Origin of the sequence: Aquiflexum sp. TKW24L (assembly GCF_023502205.1) — a bacterium.
In the GTDB taxonomy this organism is placed as follows: Bacteria; Bacteroidota; Bacteroidia; order Cytophagales; family Cyclobacteriaceae; genus Cognataquiflexum.
Genome location: NZ_JAMFLG010000043.1, coordinates 21950 through 37781, shown reverse-complemented (window position 1 = coordinate 37781; position 15832 = coordinate 21950). Strand labels below are relative to the sequence as shown.

General features: G+C 42.3%; 16 protein-coding genes and 1 tRNA gene. 13 read left to right on the top strand and 4 right to left on the bottom strand.

Annotated features, from left to right (window positions below; all coding sequences use genetic code 11):
- Nucleotides 1-108: 108 nt before the first annotated feature.
- The 3 genes from M3O96_RS19455 to M3O96_RS19445 all read right to left on the bottom strand — a co-directional run bounded on the left by M3O96_RS19455 (nt 109) and on the right by M3O96_RS19445 (nt 1441).
- A tRNA-Leu gene (locus tag M3O96_RS19455) sits at nt 109-192 on the bottom strand.
- Nucleotides 193-369: 177 nt separating this feature from the next.
- Nucleotides 370-666, bottom strand: coding sequence for a putative quinol monooxygenase (locus M3O96_RS19450; protein ID WP_249723441.1), 297 nt, complete (start codon nt 664-666; stop codon nt 370-372).
- 1 nt (nt 667) lies between these two features.
- Nucleotides 668-1441 carry an SAM hydrolase/SAM-dependent halogenase family protein gene (locus M3O96_RS19445; RefSeq protein ID WP_249723439.1) on the bottom strand — a complete coding sequence of 258 codons (774 nt, stop codon included), beginning with the start codon at nt 1439-1441 and terminating at the stop codon, nt 668-670.
- A gap of 104 nt (nt 1442-1545) precedes the next feature.
- Here M3O96_RS19445 and M3O96_RS19440 point away from each other — a divergent pair, with 104 nt between their 5' ends.
- From M3O96_RS19440 to M3O96_RS19380, 13 genes are all read left to right on the top strand, one after another.
- A complete protein-coding gene (locus M3O96_RS19440; protein WP_249723437.1) occupies nt 1546-2547 on the top strand; it encodes a PhoH family protein in 1002 nt (333 codons plus the stop codon).
- Nucleotides 2492-2941 carry a GNAT family N-acetyltransferase gene (locus M3O96_RS19435; RefSeq protein WP_249723427.1) on the top strand — a complete coding sequence of 150 codons (450 nt, stop codon included), beginning with the start codon at nt 2492-2494 and terminating at the stop codon, nt 2939-2941. Before M3O96_RS19440 ends, M3O96_RS19435 begins: the two co-directional genes overlap by 56 nt.
- 42 nt (nt 2942-2983) lie before the next feature.
- Nucleotides 2984-3520 (top strand): DUF3575 domain-containing protein, encoded by a 537-nt coding sequence (locus tag M3O96_RS19430; protein ID WP_249723423.1) that lies wholly within the window; start codon nt 2984-2986, stop codon nt 3518-3520.
- Nucleotides 3521-3609: 89 nt separating this feature from the next.
- On the top strand, nt 3610-5571 hold the full coding sequence (locus M3O96_RS19425; RefSeq protein WP_249723421.1) for a ComEC/Rec2 family competence protein: 1962 nt from the start codon (nt 3610-3612) through the stop codon (nt 5569-5571).
- 73 nt (nt 5572-5644) lie between these two features.
- Nucleotides 5645-6421 carry an enoyl-CoA hydratase/isomerase family protein gene (locus M3O96_RS19420; protein WP_249723419.1) on the top strand — a complete coding sequence of 259 codons (777 nt, stop codon included), beginning with the start codon at nt 5645-5647 and terminating at the stop codon, nt 6419-6421.
- 1 nt (nt 6422) lies between these two features.
- Nucleotides 6423-8333: a RecQ family ATP-dependent DNA helicase gene (locus M3O96_RS19415; protein WP_249723417.1), complete on the top strand. Its 1911-nt coding sequence runs from the start codon at nt 6423-6425 to the stop codon at nt 8331-8333.
- The gene (locus M3O96_RS19410; protein ID WP_249723416.1) at nt 8333-8926 is read left to right on the top strand and encodes a hypothetical protein; all 594 of its coding nucleotides are present in this window, start codon (nt 8333-8335) and stop codon (nt 8924-8926) included. The genes M3O96_RS19415 and M3O96_RS19410 overlap by 1 nt, the downstream gene beginning before the upstream one ends.
- A gap of 1 nt (nt 8927) precedes the next feature.
- Nucleotides 8928-9479 (top strand): NUDIX hydrolase, encoded by a 552-nt coding sequence (locus tag M3O96_RS19405; protein ID WP_249723414.1) that lies wholly within the window; start codon nt 8928-8930, stop codon nt 9477-9479.
- 20 nt (nt 9480-9499) lie between these two features.
- On the top strand, nt 9500-9949 hold the full coding sequence (locus M3O96_RS19400; RefSeq protein WP_249723412.1) for an acyl-CoA thioesterase: 450 nt from the start codon (nt 9500-9502) through the stop codon (nt 9947-9949).
- Nucleotides 9950-10003: 54 nt separating this feature from the next.
- Nucleotides 10004-10690 (top strand): tetratricopeptide repeat protein, encoded by a 687-nt coding sequence (locus M3O96_RS19395; protein ID WP_283774049.1) that lies wholly within the window; start codon nt 10004-10006, stop codon nt 10688-10690.
- A complete protein-coding gene (locus tag M3O96_RS19390; RefSeq protein WP_249723408.1) occupies nt 10690-11652 on the top strand; it encodes an L-threonylcarbamoyladenylate synthase in 963 nt (320 codons plus the stop codon). The genes M3O96_RS19395 and M3O96_RS19390 overlap by 1 nt, the downstream gene beginning before the upstream one ends.
- A gap of 171 nt (nt 11653-11823) precedes the next feature.
- A complete protein-coding gene (locus M3O96_RS19385) occupies nt 11824-13023 on the top strand; it encodes a phosphoglycerate kinase (protein ID WP_249723397.1) in 1200 nt (399 codons plus the stop codon).
- 170 nt (nt 13024-13193) lie between these two features.
- The gene (locus M3O96_RS19380; protein ID WP_249723395.1) at nt 13194-13427 is read left to right on the top strand and encodes a hypothetical protein; all 234 of its coding nucleotides are present in this window, start codon (nt 13194-13196) and stop codon (nt 13425-13427) included.
- A 19-nt stretch (nt 13428-13446) separates the two neighbouring features.
- Here the strand turns inward: M3O96_RS19380 and M3O96_RS19375 are convergent, their stop codons facing one another.
- Nucleotides 13447-15786: a glycoside hydrolase family 3 protein gene (locus M3O96_RS19375; protein ID WP_249723393.1), complete on the bottom strand. Its 2340-nt coding sequence runs from the start codon at nt 15784-15786 to the stop codon at nt 13447-13449.
- Between the last annotated feature and the right edge of the window lie 46 nt (nt 15787-15832).

Here is a 15832-nt window from a genome sequence, read left to right as displayed (position 1 = left end):
AAGGTAAAAATATGCTTTGCGAAATAGATTGAAATAATTTGAGCAAAACCCACCCATTCCTCACAATTAATAAAACAAAAAAAGCCCGCATTTCTGCGAGCTTCTATGTACCCAGAGCCGGAGTCGAACCGGCACGAGTGTAACCTCATTGGTGTTTGAGACCAACGCGTCTACCAATTCCGCCATCTGGGCATTTCAATTTTGAAATAACTGCTCATTGGTGTTTGAAACCAACATACCTGACTGTTGTTAGGTACGTCTACCATCCCGATAGCTATCGGGACCGCATCTGGGCATTTCATTCATTTTCCCGTCCCTTCCTGAACGGGATGCAAATATGAGTAAAGATTTTTTTTCCTGCAACACCTTTCAGGACAGCTCTTGGATTTTTTTGGAACTGAATGCCACCGGTTTTTCTGCAAAAAGGGTTTTGGTAAACGACCACACAGTTTTAAATAGCTCGGAATCACGGTATTGATTCAGGGCTTCTTCGCTTTGCCAATGGCTGTAAGTCAAAAAAATATTTTTGTGGTTTTCATCCTGCCAAAGTTCAAGATGGCTGCAGCCGGGAAAATTCCGGATGTTTTGTTTGTTGGCTTCAAAATTTTGCAGAAACGATTCTACTGCTTCTTCTCTGAAAGTCATCCTCACCACCCTGACTAGCATATTATTCTGCTTCAAAATTGATAAAAACAGGGCTGTCATGTCTCAGACCCAACAAATCCGCGCCATGCCCATGATTGATACCGATTTCCAGAAGTTCGATGCTGTTGAAAAACGCAAAGCAGTCACCGGCATCCACATTGTCATAGGTTTTGTTGAGTCTGTTGATTTTTTCCCTACCAAATTCCACGTTGTATTTGCCAGGATTGAGTTTGTCAAAAACTTCCTTTGGAATATTCGTGATCAGGTTACCATAGTTGTCTACTCGGATTACATGGCCGATGATTTGTTTTTTGGTGGCTTTGAATTGCCTTGGGATCATCTTTTTGATCTGCATTAGCGGACCTCCAAAATCATGTATAGCAGCTCCTGAGGCGACTTTGGCTGCGATGGGTGCAAGGATGTCTTTTACCGGAAATGTACTCTCTTTAATATGCACTTCGGAGAAAAGAACCACTATCCCCGGATCATAATCTGATAGCAGACTGAGGACCCCATTGTTTGGACCTAAGAAAATATGCTCCTCAAGCTTGACCCCAATGTACCCTTCGGTGCTGTTACTTGTGCTGTTCATAGCGACTAGATGAACGGTCCCTTTTGGAAAATCTCTGTAGATCGCTTTTAGGACAAATGCTGCATGGGCTATGTCGTAAATGTCGATTTTGTGAGTGATATCGACGATGTTCAATTGGGGATTGAAAGATAACATTTTGGCCTTCACCGCCGGGACATAGTAGTCGGCGTCTCCAAAATCTGAGGTGAATGTTATCAATGCCATGGAAGCAAGTCTATTAAAATTTTTGTAATTTTGAAGCGGTGGGAACAAAATTAGGAATTTTATGCTTACACCCTCTATAGACTTCACAATTCAAGGAAATTAGATTGGTAGAAAAAATAATCACTCTCGAAAACATCCCGCTACTGGACTTTTTAGGCTCAGAAAATGAGAACATTCGTCGCATTGCTGATGCTTTTCCTGAAAGTAAGATAGTATCTAGAGGCAACGAAATCCGCATTCAGGGCCGTGCCCCGGAAATTCTCCGAATCAATGATGTGATCAATATGCTCTTGCAGCATTTTCACAGATTCGGTCACGTGACTCCTGATAATGTAAAAGAATACATTGCTTTGGAAGGTCAGCCTTTTGAAGAAAATGAGAAAAATGATGTCATCTTATATGGCAACAAAGGCCTTGTGGTCAAGCCAAAATCTCCCAACCAACGCAAATTAGTTGAATCGGCATTTAAAAATGATTTGGTTTTTGCTTTGGGTCCGGCGGGCACAGGTAAGACTTACATCGCTGTTGCTTTGGCTGTCAGGGCGCTTAAAAACAGGGAAGTCAAAAGAATCATCATCACACGTCCTGCCGTAGAGGCTGGCGAAAATCTGGGTTTTCTTCCAGGAGACTTGCAGGAAAAACTCGATCCTTATTTAAGGCCGATCTATGATGCATTGGCAGACATGGTTCCTGCAGAAAAGCTAAAGTATTATCAGGAAACAAGAGTTATCGAAATCGCCCCTTTAGCCTACATGAGGGGAAGGACGCTGCATGATGCCTTTGTTTTGTTGGACGAGGCGCAAAATACCACAAGTGAGCAGATCAAAATGTTCCTGACGAGGATGGGACCCAATTCCAAGGTAATCATAACCGGTGATCAGAGCCAAGTTGATCTTCCTTCCAAGAAAAAATCAGGACTAACCGAAGCTTTACATATCTTAAAGGATGTCAAAGGTATAGGCGTTGTCAGTCTGAGTGGGAAGGATGTCATCCGTCATAAATTAGTCAAATCCATTATCGAAGCATACGAAAAAGATGATGCCCAAAGAGATGAAAGGAGAGAATCTTATCTCCGTAAGAAAAGTACTGACGAAGGAGCAGCTTGATTTAGTTTTTGCCATCCGGGAAAAGGTTTTTGTTATTGAGCAGGAAGTAGATCCTGCAGAAGAGTATGATGAATTTGAAGATATATCTATCCATTTTTTGGTAACATTGGGTGATGAACCGGCCGGAACGGCACGGTGGCGATTTACTGAAAAAGGAATCAAATTGGAACGTTTTGCCGTATTAAAACCCATGCGTGGCAAAGGCGTCGGTTTTGCTTTGGTCAACGCTGTAGTGGAGGATATCAAGTTGCACCCGGATGCTAATAGCAAAAAACTTTACTTGCACGCCCAACTGGATGCCATGCCGCTCTACGCAAAATTTGGATTTCAAAAAGTTGGCGACATGTTTGAGGAGTGTAATATCAAACATTTTAAAATGGAACTATATTTGTGATATGCGAAAGGATTAATTTTATCATAAACCAATTTTATCAACATGAAAAAAATATTACTTGCTTTTACCTGTTTTATCATTTTGCAATCGGGTTCTATTGCTCAAGCTCTTGAAAATCCAAAAGGAGAAATAAGACTCAACTTTCTAAATACTATTTTGATGGGCTCTGTTGAAATCGGTTATGAGACTTTTTTTAAATCCGACCAATCACTTGGAATTGAATTGCATTTGAATGACAGGTTTGGCTATAGTGGGCAGAAAGATGGGAGGAATTTTGAAACCACCTCAATTCTGGCGTCCTATAACTTCTATTTTGCAGGGGATGAAAATGGGAAAATGTATATTTCTCCTTTTTTAAAATACCGTTTTGGAAATTTTACGGAAGTTATTAACAACGCCACGGCAGTGACCAACATGAACAGTGGAGCGATCGGTTTGTTGGGAGGTTACAGATGGAATTTTAATAATTTTGCTTTTGGTCCATTCGGATCCATCAACAGACAGTTTTCCCAAGTTGTACAAAATCGCTTCTCAGCAGTAGAATTAAATGCAGGTTTCAATGTCGGTTACCGTTTCTAAAAAATATTAAACGTTTAAATTGAGTGTCAAGGAGTCTGAAATGGCTCCTTTTTCTTTTTTTGTATTTAAATTCCAAGAAACAATATGCCATGCGTTTTTCGGAATTTCCTTTTTTGCGTTATGCTCTTTTCTTCATTCTGGGGATAGTTTTTTATCCTGTGTACCAAAAAGGATTTTGGGCTTTGATTGGGGTTGGTGGCGCTTCCGGTTTGATTTACCTTTTTTTGGTTTTTGTCAATGACCATCATGGCAGGTACAAATCCAGAATCATACTTCCAATTTTGGGATATGTCCAATTGATTGTGGCAGGGTATTTTTTCACTTATCAAAAGGACATCCGAAACCATCCCGACAACTTGGTGAATTCCTGCAAAGAAATCAAGGCCTACCTTGCAACGGTCATCAGCCATGATGAACCAAAGCCCAATTCCATTGCAAATAGGGTAAAGGTCAAAAAGGTGTTTGATGGGACATTTTGGGAAGAAATAGAAGGAGAGGTCTTGATATATCATCGGTCAGAGCGGGGACTTTCTTCCGGAGATTTGTTGCTGATATCGGGAAGCCCACAAAAAATTCAGGGTCCAACCAATCCTTTTGAATTTGATTACCGCAATTTCATGCTCAATCAACAAATCTCCCACCAACATTTCATTGGAGATCGTATTGAAATCTTGGGAAGCCTTCGGGAAAATCCGATTGAATCATTTTTTATCGAAATTAGAACGGATATCCTTGCCGGAATGGACAGCCTTTTCCATAACAGGGAAGCAAATCAGGTAGCAAAAGCTATCCTTTTGGGACAAAAAAAGGATATGGATAAAGAGATTTCAGACGCCTATGTAACCGCAGGGGCAATGCATATTTTGGCTGTTTCGGGATTGCATGTTGGCATTGTTTATGGGTTTTTCTTTTTGTTTGTCAAACCTTATCGGCTCAAAGTCAGAAAAAGGGTCATTTATCTCAGCTTGATTATTTTATTGATTTGGGGATATGCGCTGCTTACAGGAATGTCGCCTTCAGTTATGCGGGCTGCGACCATGTTTTCGCTGATGGCTTTGGCACAAATGAAATCCCGAAACCCTTCTATCTTCAACGCCATTGCCTTGTCTGCTGTGATTTTACTTTTGTATGATCCCTTTCTGATCTATGCTGTTGGATTTCAACTTTCTTACCTGGCGCTTACGGGGATTTTGGTCATTCAGCCATTGTTGGTTCGCCCTTGGAGTCCGACTAATAGGATTGTGAATTATATCTGGCAGATTACCACTGTGAGTTTTGCTGCCCAATTAGCCACTTTTCCCATCTCTGCTTATTATTTTCATGTGTTCCCAACCTATTTTGCAATCGCCAATCTCATAGCTATTCCCGGAGCGTTTTTGATGATGGCTTTTGGAGTTCCATTTATGGTTTTGGTCAAAGTTCCCTATGTCTCTCTCGCGTTGGCTTGGATTGCCGAAAAGATAATCTTGGTGGTCAACACGCTGATTTTTTGGTTTCAGGAACTGCCGGGATCGAGGATTTCTGATATTTATTTTTCAGAAGTTTTCATTTGGGTTTATTGGTTGATCTTGGCAGTAGTCATTTTGCTTTGGCTATATCCGGGCAAAAAATTAGCCTATTCCTTGCTGGTGATGTTGGGTATAGTTGGGATTTCCCGGGCAGTTTTTGATTTTATTTCAAATGAAAAAAAGGAAATCACTTTATACGCTGCCGGAAAGGGATTTGCTATTGATTACCAAAATGGAGAAACTCTTTTTTGGTTTGACCAAGCTTCAGAGCAGGATATCAGCTACAAAGTGAACCCAAACAGAAATTCATCCTCCTCCAAATCCCGAATTCCAATGGTGGCTTTTGAAACCCAATATGGACTTGAAATTCCACTTCTTGGTCTACATCAAAATCTGGTTATTCAGAAAAATGTTTGTCGCATACCGCAAGAGAGGGATTATTCAGTTTATAGATGGGATGAAAAAAAATGGGAATCGATCCCCAAAACAGATTCCATTTTCTTGGACGCTTATCCACATAAAATAACATTAAACTCTCCCTAACCTTGGAAGAGCAAAAGCAGTCGGTTATCTTTCAATAATCGATTTTATTCATGTTTACCAATTTCCGACCGCCATGGACAAACCCATAATTACCCTTATAAAAGATCGGATAGGTTATATCATCCTCAACAGACCCGAAAAAAGAAATGCACTCAACGGCGAGATGATCGCTTATCTTGATGCAGCATTGACTGATTTTGAAAGGGATGATTCCGTCAAAGTGATTGTAATCAAGGCTGAAGGAAAAGTCTTTTGCTCAGGCGCTGACTTAGCAGCACTTCATGCTATGCAAAACAATACTTTTGAAGAGAACCTGATGGACAGCAGGGGACTCAAAGATCTTTTTCACAAAATCTATACTTTTCCGAAAGTCATTATCGCGCAGATTCAGGGACATGCCTTGGCCGGTGGATGTGGCTTGGCAAGTATCTGCGATTTTTCTTTTGCCGTTTCGGAAGCAAAATTTGGTTATACTGAAGTCAAAATCGGCTTTATCCCCGCGATTGTCATGGTTTTTCTCCTTCGGAAAATTGGGGAAGGAAAAGCCAAGCAACTACTGTTGGAAGGAGACTTGATCTCTGCCACTTATGCCCAATCCATGGGACTGATCAATAGGGTGGTCGAAGCCGCCGAGCTGGAGGAGAAAGTCTACGGATTTGCCCAAAAACTAATCGAGCAAAACTCTGGTGAAGCCATGTCAATGACCAAAGAAATGATCGGAAGGGTGCAGGAAAGGACTTTGGAAGATGCTTTAGAATACGCTGCTTCGATGAATGCCAAAGCAAGAGGAACAGAAGATTGCCAAAAAGGCGTCACCGCATTTTTGAACAAAGAGCAAATCAAATGGTAAATTGAGAGAAAAGGCTTTCCATATTCTGAGTACGGTTTTTGGATACAGTGACTTCCGTCCTGTTCAGTTGGAGATCGTGCTTTCTGTTTTGGAAGGAAAGGATACACTAGCACTTTTGCCCACAGGTGGCGGAAAATCAATTTGTTTTCAGGTTCCGGCTTTGACGATGGACGGAATATGTGTGGTGGTAAGCCCGCTGATTGCCTTGATGAAAGATCAGGTGGATAATCTCCGGAAAAAAGGGGTTTTGGCTGCAGCGATTTATTCGGGAATGGGCAAAAGAGAGATTGACACCATCTTGGACAACTGCATTTACGGTAATTACAAATTCCTGTACGTTTCCCCGGAGCGACTCAAAACCGAGATATTTATTGAGCGCTTCAAAAAAATGAAGGTTAACCTGATCGCTGTCGATGAAGCGCATTGCATTTCCCAATGGGGATACGATTTCAGACCGCCTTATTTGGAGATTGCGCTGATCCGTGAATTTCACCCGAATGTTCCTTGCCTCGCCCTGACTGCTTCCGCTACTTTGAAAGTAAAGGCAGATATCCTCGAGAAGCTAGAGCTCAAAAAACCTTCTGTTTTTGTCCGTTCTTTTTCCCGCAAAAACCTGAGCTATTCGGTCCGATTGGTGGAAAACAAGCTGGAGAAAGCAATTGATATTTTGAATAAAATACCCGGTTCGTCCATAGTTTATGTCAGAAACCGGAAGGGTACTAAGGATATCGCCAATGTGCTCAATCAGATGGGGATATCGGCGAGTTTTTACCATGCCGGCCTTGACAACGAGACGAGAGACAAGCGGCAAAATGAATGGAAGAAAAACCAAATCAGGGTCATCGTCGCCACTAATGCTTTTGGGATGGGTATCGACAAGCCGGATGTGAGGTCTGTCATCCACATGGACCTTCCCGAAAACCTAGAAAACTACTATCAGGAAGCGGGCCGTGCAGGTCGGGATGAACACAAAGCTTATGGGGTTTTACTCACGAATCAGCAGGATATGATGGTCTTGGAAGAACGTGCCGCGATGGCTTATCCTCCGATTGATTTCCTGAAAAAGGTTTACCAAAGTCTGGCTAACCAATACCGGATTGCGGTGGGAAGCGGATTTATGGTCAGTTACGATTTTGACATGTCTTCCTTTACGTCGACTTACGGGCTTGATTTGCTGACGGCATACAATGCCTTGAAGGTCCTGCAAGAAGAAGGTTTTTTGGAGTTGAATGAAGGTTTTTACTCGCCTTCGACAATCCACTTTTTAGTAGACCAAAGCAAACTCTACGAATTTCAGATCGCCAATGCCAAATTGGACCCATTGATCAAAGTCTTAATGCGAACCTATGGAGGGGAGCTTTTTGTCGAATACCTCAAAATCCAAGAATCCAAAGTGTCCAAAAATGCTAACATGGAAGAGTCCGACCTGATCAAACAACTTGAATATTTGGATCAGGTGGGGATTTTGGCTTATCATCCCAGAAAGGACAAACCCCAAATTACTTTTCTGACAGCGAGGTTTGATGCGGGCAAGCTTCCACTTAATGCCAAAAGAATTGAGGAAAGGAGGCAAAATGCAATCTCCAAAGCCAAATCGATGGTTAGTTATATCAAGAATGTTTCCCTTTGTCGGGCCAATCAGATATCCTCTTATTTTGGGGAAGAGGGAGATGATTTTTGCGGGATTTGTGATGTCTGTCTGGAAAACCGAAAACACCATGACACCGAATCGGAAAGAGTCAGGAAAAAGATTATTCAAACCTTAAGTGCCGGTACCTTGTTTTCCCTTCATCAAGTCCATGAAATCCCCGGCCTGAAGAACGATTCATTTACAGTCAGGATTTTGAGAGAGCTCGAGGAAGAGGGCTTGATCATCACAGAACCAAATGGAACCTACAAAATCAAACATTGATGGCCTCTTTTATTGATGATGTTTTGGGAAAGTTATTTCCTAAAAAATCAACACCCATGAACCTGAAAGAGAATTTTTCCCAATCCGAAGAGGAAAAGGACATGGTCGCCAACTGGATGGAATCAGAGGATGGGATAGCAATCCTGAAGCTTATCAATAAGAATTACCATTTCAAAAAATCAGGAATTACCGGTTCGCCCGAAGTCCATATCCTCAATTCTCCATACGCCAATGGATTTGCCGTGACTTTTGAAAGCCCTTTGGACGAAAAAACTTTTTCTCATCTTTTCTTTGCTTTTGGCAGACGAATGTTAGATTTGGGATATCATCGTGTAAGTCTGGACAGAAAAATGGAAGAAATCCAGGAATATGTCAGGACTACTGAAAAACAGTATTTCAAGCCACCCCTGAGTAGCACTGATTTTTCCCAAAAAATTGACCAGATGTTTGGCAATGTGAGCATCGAAAAGGTCAATATCAACGATAAACCCAGCTTCCTAAAGGTTTTGGTCACGGTCTATTCAGACCATTTGTATCAAGACGCCAAGCCCTTTGATCAGTTTATCGACGATTTATTTCAAATCTACCCTTAGTATGGACCGAAAATCACTTAGAGAAAACCTTGAAAATTATAGAACACCCTTTGAAGATGAATCCTCATTCGTGGATGATTTCATTGAACTGACTTTCGATGACAATGCTTACGTCAGAGAAAGGCGGGAGGGACATTTTACAGGTTCGGCATGGATTGTCAATAAGAGAAGAACGCATACTTTGTTGACTTTGCACCGTAAACTGAACAAATGGCTACAGCTCGGAGGCCATGCCGATGGACATGAAAACCTGCTAGAAGTGGCCATGGCAGAAGCGCAGGAAGAAAGCGGATTGACCTCATTGAGGATCGTGGATTCAAGGATTTTTGACATCGACAGGCATACGATTCCTCAGAGAGGCGATGTTCCTGAGCATTTTCATTATGATGTGCGTTTTTTGTTTGAGGCTGAAATGAATGAGCCTTTGCAGATTTCAGCGGAAAGTAAAGACCTTGCCTGGATACAGTTTGATGCAGTGGAGGATATGGTTGGTCCCAATCCATCGATATTGAGGATGTTGGAAAAAACCTCCAAATCAGAAATTTTGATGTGATCCATCAAAGAATCAACGCCATGGATAAATATAAACCAGAGGATGTACTGTCCTCTTTTTCTTTTTCAATCCCGATCCAAGTCCGTTTTTCGGATATCGATGGTTATATGCATGTCAACAATGGCGTCTATTTCAATTACTTTGAGCATGCAAGGGCAGAATTTTTATTTCGGGTGTGTGAATGGGATATTTTTACAACTGGCACCGTCGTGGCCAATATCAACATCGATTTTAGGATTCCAATCCATGCTGACGACAAACCTGAAGCTTTTGTGAGGTGTACAAAAATCGGGAATACTTCCTTTGTCTTGGAACAAGTATTGATGGGTAAGTCAAAAAGCGGAGAAGATAAAATCTTTGCCCAATCATCTACTACCATGGTTTTTGTGGATATGAAAACCATGCGTCCGGTACAGGTGCCCAAAGACTATGCTGCAAAATTGTTGGGAGAATCTTCCAAAGAGGCATAATTCTTTATCTTTGCCCAAAATTAAACAACCGTGAAAAAAAATCTCCTGTGGCTGATGGCCATTATCACATTTTGGTCCTGTAGTCCTTCCGAGCAAGAGCTCTTTGATGAGGGAATCAAAATGATGGAAACCGAGCAGTACGACAAAGCCATTGAGTTCTTTGACAGGACCATCGAAAAAAATCCGTCGAATACAGCTGCGCTAAATGCCAAGGGTGTTGCACTTTTTCAGCAAAAGAAATATGATGAGGCCATTACCTCTTTTTCGGCTTCCATAGCCGTGGATTCTACTTCCTACAAACCTTACTTCAACAGAGGCAATGCCCATTTGGAGAAAAAATCATACAAAGAGGCACTTTTGGATTACAATACCGCCAATGGTCTCGATACAAAACAAAACGACATTTACTATAACAGAGGGCTTGCTTTGTTGGCTTTGGAACAATATGAAGATGCCATCTTCGATTTTGATGTGTCGCTTCAGGCCGATCCAAACAATGCCTTGGCGCAATTCAATAAAGCTAAAGCACAGCTTGGCAACAATGACCCTGTGTCAGCAATCAACTCCCTGATCAATACTGTCAACCTTGATAAGCAAAACGGAGCGGCTTATTACCTTTTGGGTGTGACTCAGATGAGTGCATTCGGTCAGAAAGAAGACGGTTGTGCCAATCTCAAACTTGCCTTGAGCCTTGGATATGGGGAGGCAAAAACTTGGATAGACGATTTTTGTAAAGAATAATGGCCATAATCGGTAAGGACATATCGGAAGCAAAAACTTTGCTCCAACAAGGTCAATTGGTCGGAATCCCAACCGAAACGGTTTATGGATTGGCCGGCAATGCCCTCAATCCCGATGCGGTTGCGCTGATTTTTGCCACCAAAAACCGACCTGATTTTGATCCTCTGATCTTGCATACTTCTTCCGTGGAGCGTGTGCATGAGTTTGTTACACAAATCCCTTTTCCCTTGGACCTACTTGCTTCAAAATTTTGGCCCGGGCCATTGACTTTACTTTTGCCAAAAAAAGGAATAGTACCGGACTTGGTTACGAGCGGTTTGGATACTGTGGCAGTGAGGGTACCGAGTCATCCACTGACCAATAAATTGCTGTCAGAATTGGATTTCCCTTTGGCAGCACCGAGCGCCAATCCATTTGGCTACATCAGTCCTACCAAAGCAAGCCATGTCAATGACCAATTGGGAGACAAAATCGCGTATATCCTTGATGGGGGGAGCAGTGAAGTAGGATTGGAAAGTACGATAGTGGGCATGGAAGAAGGAGAGGTGACCATTTACCGTTTGGGAGGATTGGAACTGAATGCAATCCGTGAGGTGGTGGGTGAAGTAAAAGTGATGACACATTCGAGCTCAAATCCCAAATCTCCCGGAATGCTCAAGAGCCATTATTCTCCAACAAAACCATTTATTCTCGGTAAATTAGAAGAACTTATCTCGGAATATTCCACAAAAGGAATTCCTTTCGCAGTTTTGTCTTTCCATCAAAAATTTCCATTCCTTGACCAAGCAATACAAATCCAATTGAGCCAAAGAGGTGATTTGAATGAGGCGGCAAAAAATCTATTTGCAGCCATGCGGACTTTGGATACCATGGATGTTTCCGTAATTTTAGCAGAACTTTTCCCCGAGGAGGGATTGGGTAGGGCGATCAATGACAGACTTCGGAGAGCAGCTGTACAGTAGGCAGTTTTTCAGTGGTCAGTATTCAGTCAAAGGTGATTAGTGGCAGTGATCAGTTTCCAATATCAGAATTGAAATTTCTTTATGAAATGAAAAGTCAAAACTAAAATCCAACTTCCCACTTCCAAACTTCCCACTTCCTTACATCTTCAAACCTTTTAAACAACAATAATCATGAACAACAGAATCAAAAGTGTGGACAATATTGATTTTAAGGGTAAAAAAGCCCTTGTCAGAGTAGATTTCAATGTCCCTTTGGATGAGCACCAAAATGTATCAGACGATACTCGCATCAGCGCTGCCATACCCACGATCGAGAAAATATTGAAAGACGGCGGTTCAGTGATTCTGATGTCCCACCTCGGAAGGCCAAAAGATGGGCCTGTGGAGAAATATTCTTTGAAACATGTCATCAACAACCTTCAAAAATTGCTGGGGCATTCTGTAAAATTTGCGCCCGATTGTATTGGAGAAGAAGCCAAAAATCTAGCCTCAGGATTGAAACCTGGAGAAGTGCTTTTGCTTGAAAACCTCAGGTTTTACAAAGAAGAGGAAAAAGGAGACGAAGCTTTTGCAGAGAAGCTTTCCAAATTGGGTGATGTGTATGTCAACGATGCTTTTGGTACCGCCCACCGTGCGCATGCATCTACGGCTGTGATTGCCAAATTTTTCAATACCAAAGCAGCCGGTTACCTGATGATTTCAGAACTTAACAATTCTGATAAAGTCCTTGAAAATCCCGAGAGACCTTATACTGCCATCATGGGCGGTGCAAAGATTTCTGATAAGATTCTGATCATCGAAAAGTTATTGGATAAAGTGGATAACCTCATCATCGGAGGCGGTATGTCCTATACATTTTCTAAAGCAAAAGGAGGTAAAATCGGAGATTCTCTTTGTGAACCTGACAAGTTGGATTATGTGCTGGAGCTGATGAAAAAAGCAGAACTAAAAGGAGTGAAGATCATTCTTCCATTGGATACTGTTACTTCAAAGGCTTTTGCCAATGATGCGGAGCAGGGTTTGGCCAAAGCCGGAGAAATTCCTGACAATTGGATGGGATTGGATATCGGACCCGAGACAAGAAAATTGTTTGGTGAGGTCATCAAAAACTCTAAAACCATTCTTTGGAACGGCCCAATGGGTGTTTTTGAAATGAGCAGCTTCCTTCATGGGACTGTGTCGGTGGCCCAAGCTATCGCTGATGCTACTGAAGCAGGAGCATTTTCCCTTATCGGAGGAGGTGACTCTGCCGCGGCTGTTAACAAATTCGGTTTTGGAGAGAAGGTATCCTATGTGTCTACCGGTGGCGGTGCATTGTTAGAGCACATGGAAGGCAAGGTATTGCCTGGAGTGGCGGCATTGATGCCATGATATGAGTTAATTGAAAGTATGTGAATAGATTACGATAAAAGGGCCGACAAAATCGGCCTTTTTTCTTTTACCTCTTTACCCTCAAAAATGATTCTATAAAGAATAATCCAATCCCTCTTGCATTTTGCTACAAAATTGTAATTTTGATTTTTATCGCAAAATCATCACCCATGAAAAAAATCTTTTTTGCATCCATCCTGATCTTGGGATTGGGAAGTTGTATATCCGATATCGAAGAAATCTCAGAAACCTGTACTGTCCTTCTGAAAGATGGAACAACCATCGAAATGAGTCAAGACATCAGGCAGAATACAAGAACAGGGACCATCACCTACCGAGATGGAGAGGGTAGATTAAAGTCAGTTTTCAAAGAAGACTATGAGACTTTTGACTGTGGTTCTTGATTTCTGTCCTTAGGGCTATTTATTTTTTCTGATACTTTTCTGTTCGCGAGTCTTTGATTACCCCTTTCCAATTTAACCCAAAAGCGAAATCATAGGTATTGCCTGCCTCATCCACATGACAATCCATATCATGGGCGACATCTTCAAATTGGCTTTCTACAGTTTCCATATTGGCAGGCATTTGCACGGGTAATAATCCGCTTGGTTCTGCGGTGCCGGATAAAATATCCAAAATAGCCTGATCCTGAACATTGAAATGCAGGACGATACCCTGAACTTCTTTTTCAAATTCTGAAAAAACCATAGGATTGGAGACCGAAATGATCGTTACCACCGGTTTTCCATTCATGGCTTTTTTAGTATCCATGATGTTTTGAAGGTCTTTCAGGTTGGAAGCTGTGATGGTTTTGTTTTTATAAGACCTGTTGGTAACCTGAGGCGCAAGCACAGGATCTCCTGCCGCAATGCTTTGTTCCCGCGCAGTAGCTGCCGTGTAGGTGCCATATTGGAGACTGATGGGAACATATCCATTGCCTCCACTCATCCTGTCAGCAGGGTCATAGCCGGTGCCTGATTCAGGATTGCTGATAAAGACCAAAGCAAAATCAGCTTCGTTGGGATTTTCGGTAACCTGAAAGTATTTCTTGGCAATTTCTAGATTGATGGCATCTACCCATTTTTCTTCAGTTTTGACTCCAAACCAATTGGTAGTAGAAGGGATAAATTTCTTAGGGATGTAAACCTTGCTGTTTTTGGCAAGAGGGAGAACGTTTTCTTTATTCTTCAACATCACGATTGACTTGACTTGCGCCTGAAACCCTTCTTCCATATATGCCGAATTTCCGACCGTTTCCTTGGTATGGGCGATTTCGAGGTAAGGATTTTCAAATAAGCCTGCTTGGAAAATATTCCTCAATAACCTCACCGCTGACTTTTCAAATCTTGCCCTCATCCATTCTTCTCCGTGTTCTTTTACACCCAATTGGTAGGCTTCCAAGACAGGTTTGATGTCATTGTTGCCGCCAAACTGATCTGCACCTGCCATGATGACCCGGTAATGTCTCTCCGCGATGCTGGCAGTTTCCATGCCCCAAGGTTTCCCAGCGAACACTTCCACATTGTCTCTTTCATTGCCCGTCACTCCCCAATCGGTACAAACCACACCTTCATACCCATATTTTCCTCTCAACAAATCGGTGATGAGGTATTCGCTGTAGGCATTGGCTACATTTTCTCCATTTTTACTATCCTGCCCATAAGAAATGGTGTAGTAGGGCATGACCGCTGAGGCAGACTTGGTTTTTCCGCTCAACTTAAATGCTCCTTCTGTGAAGGGTACCAAATGCTCTTCGAAGTTGTTCCCAGGATACACAGCAAACTTTCCATAAGCGAAATGTCCATCCCTTCCGCCTTCTTCAGGTCCGCCACTTGGCCAGTGTTTGACCATAGCATTGACGCTTTGAAAACCCCACCCATTCGAGATTTCAAATTCAGGTGCAGAGGTTTGAAACCCATCCACATATCCTCTTGCCATATCAGCGGAAAGTCTTGAATCTTCTCCAAAAGTACCTTTCAGTCTGTTCCACCTAGGTTCGGTTCCCAAATCAATCTGTGGAGAAAGGGCAGTCGTCACTCCCAATGCTCGGTATTCTATTGAAGCTACTTCTCCAAACCTTTGCACCAAAGCAGGATCAAAAGTTGCCGCCAATCCAAGCGCTTCCGGCCACATGGAGATATTTCCTCCTGCGCCTGCATTGTATTCAGTACTTGCGATTGGGCTATGTCTTGGGTCTGAACTGTTATTGGTCGGAATCCCTAGACCCAAACCTTCGACGTAAGCTTGGGCATTGTTGTTCCATTGGGCAGCTACTTCGGGGCTTTCTACCCTGGTGATCAGGACATGCCTGAGATTGTCTTCTGTCAAAAACTTCTTTTGTTGGTCTGAAAGCGAGGAAGAAGGCATACCGCTCTCAGGAAATGGTTTGCCCTCATACGTCCCCGCGCCAAATCCTGCGGGAGCGGCTGGAATCGCCTGATGGGAACTGTAGAGCATCAATCCCGCTATTTGTTCAACCGACAACTTGGAGGCCAAGTCTGTTGCTCTTTCCTCAAAGGAAAGTCTCCAGTCTTCGTATTTGTCAAGTTCTCCGTTCTTATTCAGGTCCTTGAATTTCAATCCGTTTTTTTCAAGAATATTGACTCCGGAAGATTTGGAATAACCGAGTTTTACACCTTTTGATTGGGTGAGTAGGGTGATATTTTCATCAATTTGGGTTTCTTCCACCACATTTTTTTCACAGGACAAAAGCAAGACTGTTACAGCAATGAGGGCGATGGTTTTTATCGGTATTTGTTTCATGATCAGGGCATTTGAACCCAAATATATTTCAAAATGTAAAAAATAC